The organism is Pseudomonas sp. KNUC1026, from assembly GCF_021650705.1.
Classification (GTDB): domain Bacteria; phylum Pseudomonadota; class Gammaproteobacteria; order Pseudomonadales; family Pseudomonadaceae; genus Aquipseudomonas.
On record NZ_CP087138.1, the window covers coordinates 245,430 to 257,635 of the forward strand.

Below are 12,206 nucleotides of genomic sequence, written 5' to 3' on the forward strand. Positions count from 1 at the left end.
TTTTATGTGTGGCCGCCGCCCATGCATTCAGGCGGCGGCTCTCACAGTGTGGCATCAATGCACGAGCATGCCGGTCAGCCAGTAGGCCTGGATGAGCGTGATCAGGCCGACGATGGTGGCGAAGAACAGGCTGTGCTTGAGCGTGAAGCGGAACAGGTCGGCCTCTTTGCCCACCAGGCCAGTGGCAGCGCAGGCCACGGCGATGGACTGTGGCGAGATCATCTTGCCGGTCACGCCGCCACTGGTGTTGGCAGCGACCAGCAGCGTGTCGTTCACGCCGATCTGATGCGCGGTGGTGGCTTGCAGCGAGCTGAACAGCGCGTTGGACGAGGTATCGGAGCCGGTGAGGAACACGCCCAGCCAGCCCAGGAACGGCGAAAAGAACGGGAACGCGGCGCCGGTGCCGGCCAATACCAGGGCAAGCGTGGAAGACATCCCCGAGTAGTTGGTGACGAACGCGAAGGCCAGCACCATGCCGATGGAAAGAATCGGCCAGCGCAGCTCGAACAGCGTTTCCTTGAAAGTGGTCAGGCCAATTCTTGGCGTGATGCGCAGCACCAGCATGCTGATCAACGCCGAGAGGAAGATCGCCGAACCGGTCGCGGAAATCAGGGTCGAACTTGAACACTGCGGCCAGCGGAGTCGGCGTGGCCACGATGGGCGCGCCCTTGATGACCAGTTGGTCCAGGTGCGGTACAGCGATGGCGGCGACGGTGCTGTACAACGCACCTCCGGCGGCGAACAGCGCCTTGAAGGGTTTGAGGGTCCAGATCGTCACCAGCACGGTGAGGATCAGGAACGGCGACCAGGCTTTGAAGATGGCCCCGGCGCTGTAGGCCGTGCCCTGCGCCTTGCTGGCGGCCTGGCTGTTGCGTGGGCGCCAGGCTTTGAGGAACAGCGTGGTGGCGATCAGGCTGGCCAGGGCCGAGGTGATATCGGGCAGCTCGGGGCCAATGAAGTTGGAGGTCAGGTATTGGGTGACGGCGAAGCTGCTGCCGGCCACCAGCGCTGCCGGCCAGGTTTCTTTCACGCCGCGCATGCCGTCCATGATGAACACCAGCCAGAACGGCACGAACAGCGACAGCAGCGGCAGCTGGCGGCCGGTCATGGCGCCGATCTTCATGGCGTCGATACCGGTGACTTGGCCTGCGACGATGATCGGAATGCCCAGCGCCCCAAAGGCGACCGGCGCGGTGTTGGCAATCAGGCACAGGCCTGCGGCGTACAGCGGATTGAAGCCCAGGCCTACCAACAATGCGGCGGTGATAGCCACTGGCGCGCCGAAGCCGGCAGCGCCTTCGAGGAAGGCCCCGAAGCAGAAGCCGATCAGCAGCACCTGCAGGCGCTGGTCGTCGGTGATCGACAACACCGAGCTGCGGATCACTTCGAACTGGCCGCTTTTGACCGTGAGTTTGTACAGGAACACCGCCGCCACGATGATCCAGGCGATGGGCCACAGGCCGTACATGAAGCCATAGCCGGCCGCAGCCAGCGCCATGTCGGCGGGCATGCCGAACGCCAGGATCGCCACGCCCAACGCCAGCATCAGGGTGATGAAGCCGGCGACATGGCCTTTGAGTCGCAGCAACGCCAGGGCGATGAAGAAGAATACGATAGGGAGTACGGCGGCCACGGCGGAAAGCCCCAGGCTGCCAAGCGGGCTGTAGAGTTGTTGCCAGGTCTGCATGGTGATGAACCTTATTGTTTTTGGGCGGCTCGGCGAGTTACGGTAAATTGGTAAGACCAATTTTTAACGTTCGATGGCTAGCGTAGTGGCCCTCCGGTTCGTGTGTCAATTGCCCTAGGGTGTACGTTCGTCGTAGAGCGCTTGCGGCGGCTGATGCTCTACGCGCGGGAATCGGCGAGAATGTGCCGCCCGCCTCATGCGGGATGGAGAACAGGTAATGAGCTTTGATCAGGTACGCCAGCGGCGTTTGTCCGACGGGATCGTCGAGCGGCTGGAGGCCATGCTGTTGGAAGGCACGCTCAAGGCCGGCGAACGCCTGCCTGCCGAGCGCACGCTGGCCGAGCAGTTCGGCGTGTCACGGCCGTCGCTGCGCGAGGCGATCCAGAAGCTGGTGGCCAAGGGCATTCTGGTCAGCCGCCAGGGCGGTGGGCACTTTGTGATCGAAAGCCTGGGAGCGACCTTCAGCGATCCGTTGATGGCCTTGCTGGAAAACAGCATCCATGCCCAGCAGGACTTGCTCGAATTCCGCCACACGCTGGAAGCCTCATGCGCCTGGTACGCGGCCCAACGTGCCACCGAGGGTGATCGCGAGCGCCTCACGGCTGCCTTCGAGTGCCTGGCCGACTGCTACAGGCGGCCTGCTGAGGTGAGCCGGCTGGAAGAGGGCGCCGCCGATGCGAGTTTTCACCTGGCCATCGCCGAGGCCAGCCATAACGCGGTGCTGCTGCATACGATCCGTGGCCTGTTCGACCTGCTCAAGCGCAATGTGGTCACCAACATCGGTGGGATGTACCAACAGCGTAGCGAAACCCGGGACATGTTGATCAGCCAGCACCGAGAGCTGTACGAAGCGATCATGAGTGGGCAGGCGGATTTGGCTCGCGAAGTGTCGAGCCGGCACATTCTGTATGTGCAGGAGGTGCTGCTGGAGGCGCAGCAAGAGGCGGAGCGAGTGGCTCGGGCGGAGCGGCGGCGGGGGTTCTAGAGCATTTCGCTTCGTCCGTTACACGGCGTCCGTTACACGTCGCCCGGCTAGCCGGCCTCCCACTGATTGAACAGCGCCGCTGAGTCTTTGTGGGAGGCCGGCTTGCCGGACGACGTGTAACGGACGCCGTGTAACGGGCGACGCAGGCGAAGAGAAGGATTACTCCTCACGCCCCTTGTTGCGCACCGCACGCTGAATCTCGCGGTCGGAGTCGCGCTCGCGCTGCGTATCGCGCTTGTCGAACTCCTTCTTGCCCTTGGCCAGCGCAATCTCGCACTTGATCAGGTGCTTGCTCCAATACAGCGCCGTGGCCACGCAGGTGTAGCCCTTTTGCTGAACATCGGAGAACAGCCGGTCAAGCTCGCGGCGGTTGAGCAGCAGCTTGCGCGTGCGGATGGGGTCGGCGATCACGTGGGTGCTGGCAGCGTTGAGCGGCGTGATGTGTGCGCCGAACAGCCAGGCCTCGTTATCCTTGAGCAGGATGTAACTGTCGACCAGTTGCGCCTTGCCGGCGCGCAGGCTCTTCACCTCCCAACCCGCAAGGGCCAGGCCAGCTTCGAAGCGGTGTTCGATGAAGTAATCGTGCCGCGCTTTTTGTTCAGCGCGATGGTCCCGGTGGGGTGTTTCTTTTGTTTAGCCATAGGCCGCGCATTATAGGGGTAAGCACAGCGGCAGGCTATGGCCTTGAGCGCAAGGATTGAATCCCGGACAATGCCGCTAACACTTCGCTGATGAACTGCTGGCGCCACTGCGCACTCCCAAGAGTTTGCTGGCGCGCCACGGACGTGACGGATAGATGACGACCCATATACAACGCTCAGCCCTGCTGCCATACCCCGCCCAGGCCCTTTACGACCTGGTCAACGATGTGGCCAGTTACCCGCAGTTCCTGCCCTGGTGCTCCGCCACCACCGTGATCGACAGCAGCGCCACGCACATGCGTGCGAGCCTGGAGGTCGCCAAGGCCGGTTTGAGCCAGAAGCTGGTCACGCTCAACACGCTTGACCCTGGCCAGCGCATCGAAATGAACCTCGAAGAGGGCCCCTTCACCCAGCTCAATGGAGTCTGGGTGTTCAAGCCCCTGGGCGAGAAAGCCTGCAAGATCAGCCTCGACCTTGCTTTCGACTACGATGGCCCGATCGTGCGCGCAACCCTCGGCCCGCTGTTCAACCAGGCCGCCAACACGCTCGTCGATGCCTTCTGCCAGCGCGCCAAGCAGTTGTATGGCTGAGCGGTCGATCAAGGTTGAAGTCGCGCATGCCGGGGTGGCCGAGCAGGCGTTGATTGCGCTTGAGGTGCCGGAAGGGTGTACTGCCACGCAGGCAATCCAGCGCTCTGGCATCCTGCAGCGCTTCGTTGGGCTCGACACCAGCGCAGTCGGCATCTTCGGCAAGTTGCTCAAAGCGCCAGCCAGCCATGTGCTCGAGCCTGGCGACCGCGTGGAGATCTACCGCCCACTGCTTGCCGACCCGATGGAGGTGCGACGCCAGCGTGCTGCACGTGCCAAGGCCAAAGCTGCGCAGGCCGGCAAACGCTGAAAGGCAGGCAATAAAAAGCCCGGCACCAAGGCCGGGCTTTTTGCTGTTCGCTGGTTGCTTACCGAGGATCGGTGTCCAGCGGCTCGGGCGACGGAACGGCGGTCGGCTTGGCTTCGTCGACGCTGTGCTGAATGTCTTCGAGCAGCGAGCCGGGCTTGGGCGGCGCTTCCTTGGGTTGCTGCGGCTGTTGCGGCTCGGTCACCGAATTGCCACTGTCATTGCCCATGATGGCCTGGTCACGGCTTACGCCGGGCATGAAGTCGCCCGAAAGGCTCGCCAACTGGTCGTTGTCGTTGAAGTGCAGGCTCACACGCTCCTGCTGGCGAGCAGCGCCACCAGGCATCATGCTGTAGAGGTAATCCCAGCGGTTGGGGTGGAACGTGTCGATGATCAGCGGGTTACCCATGATGAAACGCACCTGGCGGCGCGACATGCCAGGTTTGAGCTGGTCTATCATGTCTTGCGTAACGACATTGCCCTGCTGGATGTCGATTTTGTAAACCCCGGGAAAGAACAACCGGCGAGTGCGAGCAGGCTCACGAGGGTGAGGCTGGTGAGCAGGTGCTTGGTGTTTTGCATCGGTGGGCGACTTCCACTATCTTGGCTGGGTCAACGAAAGCCCGATCATACCCGCATTGAATGAAGCTGCGAAAGCAGCATTGGCGAGAAAGCTCACCATGGTTGAAAACAACGAACTACGAAAAGCAGGCCTGAAAGTGACCCTTCCACGGGTCAAGATCCTGCAAATGCTGGACTCTGCCGAGCAAAGGCACATGAGCGCCGAGGACGTATACAAGGCGCTGATGGAAGCTGGCGAAGACGTGGGCCTGGCCACCGTTTATCGCGTACTGACCCAATTCGAGGCCGCTGGCCTGGTGGTGCGTCACAACTTCGACGGCGGCCACGCGGTGTTCGAACTGGCCGATAGCGGCCACCACGACCACATGGTCAATATGGATACCAACGAAGTCATCGAATTCGTCGACCACGACATCGAGAAGCTGCAGCACGATATTGCAGACAAGTACGGTTACGATCTGATCGACCATAACCTGGTGCTGTACGTGCGCAAACGCAAGAAATAAGAAACGTTGCCTTGTGCCCGAGGCTCAAAAGGCGCCCCTGCGAGGGCGCCTTTTTATGCGCGCTCAACGGCTGGCGGTGACCATCTTCTTGGCGTGCGCCAAGGATTCCTTGGTCAGGTCGATGCCGCCGAGCATGCGCGCTACCTCTTCGATGCGCTCGGCCTTGGTGAGCGCCCGCACGGCGGTGTGGGTGTCATGTTCGCTGCGCACCTTGTGCACGAACAGGTGGTGGTGCCCCTGGGCTGCGACCTGTGGCAGGTGCGTGACCGTCAGCACCTGGCCGCGGTCGCCCAGGCGCCGGAGCAACTGGCCGACGATTTCAGCAGTAGGCCCGCCGATGCCGACATCCACCTCGTCGAACACCAGCGTAGGCGTGCGTGAGGTTTGTGCGGTGATGACCTGAATCGCCAGGCTGATGCGTGACAGCTCCCCGCCGGACGCCACTTTGGCGATCGACTTGAGCGGCTGGCCGGGGTTGGCACTGACCAACAGCTCCACCTGTTCCAGGCCATGCGGGTGAAGATCACCAGCACTGCTGGCGCGCAAGGCGATTTCGAAACGGCCGCCCGGCATGCCCAGGCGCTGGATTTCCGTAGCCACGGCGTCCGCCAGATGGCTCGCGGCTTGCTGGCGCAGTGCGCTGAGTTCCTGGGCCTTCTCCTGATAGTGGCGCGCGTAGGCTGCAAGTTCTTCGCCCAGCCGCTCCAGGGTTTCGTCGCTGGCGTCCAGGCTCTCTACCTCGTCGAGCAGCCGCTGATGCAGGGCGTTGACCTCGTTGGGCTGTACCCGGTGCTTGCGTGCCAGGGTATAGATGGTGTCGAGCCGTTCTTCGATGAATTGCAGGCGTGAGGGGTCGGCATCGAAATGGTCGATGAAGCGGTTGAGTTCGCCCACTGCCTCCTCGACCTGGATCTGTGCGTTGGCCAGCAGGTTGGCGGCTTCCTGCAAAGCCTTGGGCGGGTTGTTCACGCTGCCCAGGCGATTCAGGCAACCGTGCAGGGCGCTGAGCAGGTTGCCTGAATCGCTTTCGCTGCACAGTTCGAGCACCTGGCGGCTGTTGACCAGCAAACCCTCTGCGTTGGCCAGGTTGCGGTGCTCCTCTTCCAGCGCTTCGACTTCGCCGTCACCCAGGGCAAGGTTTTCAAGTTCCTCGAGCTGATAACTGAGCAGCTGGTGGCGAGCACGCTGTTCGTCGCTGGCATTGCTCAGGCGGTCGAGGCTTTGACGTGCCTGGCGCCAACGCTGGGAGGCCAGTTGTACCTGGCGGGCAAGGTCTGCGGCGCCGGCGTATTCGTCGAGCAGGCGGCGGTGGGTGTCGGGCTTGAGCAACGACTGGTGCTCATGCTGGCCGTGGATATCGATCAGCAATTCGCCGAGAGCCTTGAGGTCGCCCAAGGGGCAGGGCGTGCCGTTGATATAGGCCCGTGACCGGCCTTCGGCGGTGATGACCCGGCGCATGATGCACTGACCTTCATGCTCCAGGTCGCGTTCGTCGAGCCAGTCGCGGGCTTCGCCGATCTGGCTGATGTCGAAGGTGGCCAGGATATCGGCCTTGTCGGCGCCGGGGCGTACCACTCCGGGCTCGGCACGGTCACCCAGGGTAAGGCCCAGGGCGTCGAGCATGATCGACTTGCCTGCTCCGGTTTCGCCGGTGATCACGCTCATGCCACGCGCCAGCTCAAGGTCGAGGTGTTCGACGATCGCGTAGTTGTGGACGGACAGGTGCACCAGCATGCTCGGCTCCGGCGGTGGCTGATAGGGGTGGTTATTTATACAGTGATCTGGCTTGGCTGGGCAATTGCCATTTTTAGGCCGATTTGGATGAAGCGCTCCCGTTTTTATCGCCAGGCGAAATTTATGCCCGTTGGCACGGCCTGCACCCTTGAAGGTCAAACCCATGGCCCCATATAGGCGGGCAAGTGTGCGAGCTCATCCGCTCCACGAGCCGATACCAAAGGAGACTTTCATGGCTGACGAACAGACGCTGGATGATCAGAACCCAGGCGCGGCCCAGGCCCCGAACGCTGCAGGCGATGACCTCGCGGCTCGCGTGGCGGCCCTTGAAGAAGAAATAGCGGCGGCCAAGGATCAGTCCCTGCGCGCCGTCGCCGACCTGCAGAACGTGCGCCGCCGCGCCGAGCAGGATGTCGAAAAAGCCCACAAGTTTGCGCTGGAGAAGTTTTCCTCCGACCTGCTGCCGGTGATCGACAGCCTGGAGCGCGGCCTGGAGCTGTCCAATGCCGAAGACGAAGCCCTGCGCCCGATGCGCGAAGGCATGCAACTGACGCTGAAGATGTTCGAAGACACCCTCAAGCGCTACAACCTGGAAGCGGTCGACCCGCATGGCGAACCCTTCAACGCCGAGTTCCACCAGGCCATGGCCATGCAGGAAAGCGCCGAGGTCGAGCCCAATACCGTGCTCAAGGTGTTCCAGAAGGGCTATCAGCTCAACGGCCGCCTGCTGCGCCCCGCCATGGTGGTGGTCAGCAAGCCTGCCGCGCCAGTTTCGCCGTCCATCGACGAAAAGGCTTGAAATACTAAAGCCGGCCCCCATTTAACCGGCAAGCGCTTCCCTGCTACCGCAGCCAGCCACCACTGGCGCGGCAACCCGATTCGAAGTTTCTGGAGAGTTTCAACATGGGCAAAATCATCGGTATCGACCTGGGGACCACCAACTCCTGCGTCTCCGTGCTGGAAAACGGCAAATCCAAAGTGATCGAGAACGCCGAAGGCGCGCGCACCACGCCTTCGATCATCGCTTACACCAACGACGGCGAAATTCTGGTTGGCCAGTCGGCCAAGCGCCAGGCGGTCACCAACCCGCAGAACACCCTCTATGCGGTCAAGCGCCTGATCGGCCGCCGCTTCGAAGAGCAGGTCGTTCAGAAAGACATCGAGCTGGTGCCTTACAAGATCGTCAAGGCCAAGAACGGCGACGCATGGGTTGAAGCCAAGGGCCAGGAAATGGCGCCTCCGCAGATCTCCGCCGAAGTGCTGAAAAAGATGAAGAAGACCGCCGAGGACTACCTGGGCGAGCCTGTGACCGAGGCGGTGATCACCGTGCCGGCCTACTTCAACGACAGCCAGCGCCAAGCCACCAAGGATGCCGGCAAGATCGCGGGCCTGGACGTCAAGCGCATCATCAACGAGCCGACCGCAGCTGCGCTGGCCTATGGCATGGACAAGGCCAAGGGCGACCACACCATCATCGTTTATGACCTGGGTGGCGGTACCTTCGACGTGTCGGTGATCGAGATCGCTGAAGTCGACGGCGAGCACCAGTTCGAAGTACTGGCAACCAACGGTGACACGTTCCTCGGCGGTGAAGACTTCGACATTCGCCTGATCGACTACCTCGTCGACGAATTCAAGAAAGAAAGCGGCATCAACCTCAAGGGCGACCCGCTGGCCATGCAGCGCCTGAAGGAAGCTGCCGAGAAAGCGAAGATCGAGCTGTCTTCCGCTCAGCAGACCGACGTGAACCTGCCGTATGTGACCGCCGATGCCTCCGGGCCGAAGCACCTGAACGTGAAGATCTCCCGTGCCAAGCTCGAGTCGCTGGTCGAGGACCTGGTTCAGCGCACCATCGAACCGTGCCGCGTAGCCCTGAAAGACGCCGGGATCGACGCTTCGAAGATCGACGACGTGATCCTGGTCGGTGGCCAGACCCGTATGCCGATGGTGCAGAAAGCCGTCAGCGACTTCTTCGGCAAGGAAGCACGCAAGGACGTGAACCCCGACGAAGCCGTTGCCATGGGTGCAGCGATTCAGGGTGCGGTACTGTCCGGTGACGTGAAGGACGTACTGCTGCTGGACGTAAGCCCGCTGACCCTGGGTATCGAAACCATGGGCGGCGTGATGACTCCGCTGATCGAGAAGAACACCACCATCCCGACCAAGAAGTCGCAGGTGTTCTCCACTGCCGATGACAACCAGAACGCCGTGACCATTCACGTGCTGCAGGGTGAGCGCAAGCAGGCTGGCCAGAACAAGTCCCTGGGCAAGTTCGACCTGGCCGAGATCCCGCCGGCGCCACGCGGCGTGCCGCAGATCGAAGTGACCTTCGACATCGACGCCAACGGCATCCTGCACGTAGGCGCCAAGGACAAGGCCACCGGCAAGCAGCAGTCGATCGTGATCAAGGCCAACTCCGGCCTGTCCGACGATGAAATCGAGCGCATGGTGCGTGACGCCGAGGCCAATGCCGAGGAAGACCGCAAGTTCGAAGAGCTGGCCGCAGCCCGCAACCAGGGTGACGCACTGGTGCACTCGACTCGCAAGATGGTCAGCGAAGCCGGTGACAAGGTGACTGCCGAAGAGAAAACCGCCATCGAAGCTGCGGTGTCGGCGCTGGAAGTTGCCGTGAAGGGTGACGACAAGGCTGCCATCGAAGCCAAGATCGAGGAGTTGTCCAAAGTCACCGCGCCGGTTGCTCAGAAAATGTACGCTGAGCCGGGCGAGCAGCCTCAGGGCGGCGCACAGGCGGGTGAGGCTGAACAAGGCAAGAAGCATGACGACGTGGTCGATGCCGAGTTCGAAGAAGTCAAAGACAACAAGTAATCGCTTGTTATCAGCCAGTTGTTCGCGCTTGCGCGGCAGCTGGTAGGATGTCGCCGCGCGGGGGCCATGCCCCCGCGTTGGCATGTCTGGGCATCCGAATTTATTTTTCGCGCCTGCCTGTCTTGGCGGGCGCATGCGGCCAGCGATGCTGGCTGCTTTCTACTCACGGGGTGCTGCGTGCGGCACACCAGGCGGCGATGGCCGCCGAACGTCAGCGAGAGTGTGAAAGAACTTATGGCTAAGCGTGATTACTACGAGGTGCTGGGGGTCGAACGCGGCGCCAGTGAAGGGGACCTGAAAAAAGCCTATCGCCGCCTGGCGATGAAGTATCACCCCGACCGCAATCCGGGCGACAAGGAAGCCGAAGACCGCTTCAAAGAGGCCAACGAGGCTTATGAAGTGCTCTCCGACGCCAGCAAGCGCGCGGCGTTCGACCAGTATGGCCATGCTGCCTTCGAGGCGGGCATGGGCGGCGGTGGTGGTGGCCAGGGCTTTGGTGGTGCCAACTTCTCCGACATTTTCGGCGACGTCTTCAGCGATTTCTTCGGTGGTGGCGGTCGCGGCGGTGGCCGTGGTGGTGCCCAGCGGGGCGCCGACCTGCGCTACACCCTGGAGCTGGACCTCGAAGAAGCCGTGCGCGGCACCACTGTCAGCATTCGCGTGCCCACCCTGGTCAACTGCAAGCCCTGCGACGGCAGTGGCGCCAAGAAGGGTTCAGCCCCTGTCACCTGCCCGACCTGCGGCGGCATTGGCCAGGTGCGTATGCAGCAAGGCTTCTTCTCGGTGCAGCAAACCTGCCCGCGCTGCCATGGCCAGGGCCGGATCATTTCCGACCCGTGCGAGCATTGCCACGGTGAAGGCCGGGTCGAAGAATTCAAGACCTTGTCGGTCAAGGTGCCGGCGGGCGTGGACACTGGCGACCGTATCCGCCTGGCGGGCGAGGGCGAGGCTGGTGCGCAGGGCGGGCCGACTGGCGACCTTTACGTCGTGATCAATGTGCGTGAGCACGACATCTTCCAGCGCGACGGCAAGCACCTGTTCTGCGAAGTGCCGATCAGCTTCACCGATGCTGCCCTGGGCGGTGAGCTGGAAGTGCCGACTCTCGATGGTCGGGTCAAGCTCAAGATCCCCGAAGGCACGCAGACCGGGAAGCAGTTCCGCCTGCGCGGCAAGGGCGTGGCGCCGGTGCGTGGCGGCGGCCCGGGCGATCTGATGTGCAGTGTGATCGTCGAAACGCCGGTCAATCTCGATCGTCGCCAGCGCGAGTTGCTCGAAGAGTTCCGCGCCACCCTGGAGGGCAACAGCTCCAATTCGCCCAAGGCCAGCGGCTGGTTCGATGGCGTGAAGCGCTTCTTCGGCGACCTGTAATCTTTTTCAAGGGATGCAAGCATGCGACGCATTGCAGTAACCGGCGCGGCCGGTCGGATGGGCAAGGCCCTGATCGAAGCTGTTCACAAGGAGGCCGGCGCCGGCCTCACCGCCGCCATTCACCGCCCCGATAGCACCCTTGTGGGAGCGGATGCGGGCGAGTTGGCTGCACTGGGGCGCATTGGCGTGCCGCTCTCGGGTGATATCACGCGGGTGATGGACGAGTTCGACGTGCTGATCGATTTCGTGCATCCCTCGGTCACACTCAAGAACCTGGCTGCCTGCCGCAAGGCCGGCAAGGCCATGGTGATCGGCACCACCGGCTTCAGTGAGGAAGAAAAAGCTCGCCTGGTCGAGGCCGGCAAGGATATCCCGATCGTGTTCGCGGCCAACTTCAGCGTGGGGGTCAACCTGTGCCTGAAGCTGCTCGACACCGCTGCCCGCGTCATGGCTGAAGAAGCCGACATCGAGATCATCGAGGCGCATCACCGGCACAAGGTCGATGCCCCGTCAGGCACTGCGCTGCGCATGGGCGAAGTGGTTGCCAATGCACTGGGCCGTGATTTGCGCGAAGTGGCGGTTTACGGCCGTGAAGGCCAGACCGGTGCGCGTGACCGCCAGACAATCGGCTTCGCCACCGTGCGAGCCGGCGACGTGGTGGGGGATCACACCGTACTGTTTGCCACAGAGGGTGAGCGCGTGGAAATTACCCACAAGGCTTCCAGCCGCATGACCTTCGCCAAGGGAGCCGTGCGAGCTGCAATGTGGCTGCAGGGGCGCGAGCCGGGCCTGTACGACATGCAGGATGTGCTTGGGCTGCACTGAAACGCTCGCTTGCGGGCTAATTAGCGGTGGACCGAAAAACGATTTTTCTGTAAGCTTTTCGCTTTAGTGTGTCCACTAAAAGCGCGCAGATGAATTCGTTAAAAAAGCGGGGTGACGTGAATACGTCATTCCGCTTTTTACAACCTGCGATCGCCCCT

9 protein-coding genes and 3 pseudogenes are annotated in these 12,206 nt (G+C 62.3%); 8 read left to right on the plus strand and 4 right to left on the minus strand.

Features of this window, described 5'->3' with window-relative positions; all coding sequences use genetic code 11:
- Positions 1-54 precede the first annotated feature (54 nt).
- Positions 55-1,687: pseudogene (locus tag LN139_RS00835) on the minus strand (lactate permease LctP family transporter).
- A gap of 217 nt (positions 1,688-1,904) precedes the next feature.
- On the opposite strand from LN139_RS00835, the gene LN139_RS00840 reads away from it, so the two are divergent.
- Entirely contained in the window at positions 1,905-2,672 is a 768-nt protein-coding gene (locus LN139_RS00840) for an FCD domain-containing protein (protein WP_236357974.1), read from the plus strand.
- Positions 2,673-2,831: 159 nt separating this feature from the next.
- Here the strand turns inward: LN139_RS00840 and smpB are convergent.
- Positions 2,832-3,313, minus strand: a pseudogene (smpB, locus tag LN139_RS00845) (SsrA-binding protein SmpB).
- A gap of 155 nt (positions 3,314-3,468) precedes the next feature.
- Here smpB and LN139_RS00850 point away from each other — a divergent pair.
- Positions 3,469-3,903, plus strand: a complete 435-nt coding sequence (locus LN139_RS00850) for a type II toxin-antitoxin system RatA family toxin (protein WP_236357975.1) — start codon at positions 3,469-3,471, stop codon at positions 3,901-3,903.
- The gene (locus LN139_RS00855) at positions 3,896-4,210 is read left to right on the plus strand and encodes an RnfH family protein (protein WP_236357977.1); all 315 of its coding nucleotides are present in this window, start codon (positions 3,896-3,898) and stop codon (positions 4,208-4,210) included. Before LN139_RS00850 ends, LN139_RS00855 begins: the two co-directional genes overlap by 8 nt.
- A gap of 58 nt (positions 4,211-4,268) precedes the next feature.
- Here LN139_RS00855 and LN139_RS00860 read toward each other — a convergent pair.
- Positions 4,269-4,789, minus strand: a pseudogene (locus LN139_RS00860) (outer membrane protein assembly factor BamE).
- A gap of 98 nt (positions 4,790-4,887) precedes the next feature.
- On the opposite strand from LN139_RS00860, the gene fur reads away from it, so the two are divergent.
- Entirely contained in the window at positions 4,888-5,295 is a 408-nt protein-coding gene (gene fur / locus LN139_RS00865) for a ferric iron uptake transcriptional regulator (RefSeq protein WP_236357979.1), read from the plus strand.
- 63 nt (positions 5,296-5,358) lie between these two features.
- Here the strand turns inward: fur and recN are convergent, their stop codons facing one another.
- A complete protein-coding gene (gene recN / locus LN139_RS00870) occupies positions 5,359-7,029 on the minus strand; it encodes a DNA repair protein RecN (RefSeq protein WP_236357981.1) in 1,671 nt (556 codons plus the stop codon).
- 232 nt (positions 7,030-7,261) lie between these two features.
- Between recN and grpE the strand changes: the two genes are divergently transcribed.
- From grpE to dapB, 4 genes are all read left to right on the plus strand, one after another.
- Positions 7,262-7,828, plus strand: a complete 567-nt coding sequence (gene grpE, locus LN139_RS00875; protein ID WP_236357983.1) for a nucleotide exchange factor GrpE — start codon at positions 7,262-7,264, stop codon at positions 7,826-7,828.
- Positions 7,829-7,932: 104 nt separating this feature from the next.
- Positions 7,933-9,855: a molecular chaperone DnaK gene (gene dnaK / locus LN139_RS00880; RefSeq protein ID WP_236357986.1), complete on the plus strand. Its 1,923-nt coding sequence runs from the start codon at positions 7,933-7,935 to the stop codon at positions 9,853-9,855.
- Positions 9,856-10,089: 234 nt separating this feature from the next.
- Positions 10,090-11,223 (plus strand): molecular chaperone DnaJ, encoded by a 1,134-nt coding sequence (gene dnaJ, locus LN139_RS00885; protein WP_236357988.1) that lies wholly within the window; start codon positions 10,090-10,092, stop codon positions 11,221-11,223.
- Positions 11,224-11,244: 21 nt separating this feature from the next.
- Positions 11,245-12,048, plus strand: coding sequence for a 4-hydroxy-tetrahydrodipicolinate reductase (gene dapB, locus LN139_RS00890; protein WP_236357990.1), 804 nt, complete (start codon positions 11,245-11,247; stop codon positions 12,046-12,048).
- The last annotated feature ends 158 nt before the right edge of the window (positions 12,049-12,206 follow it).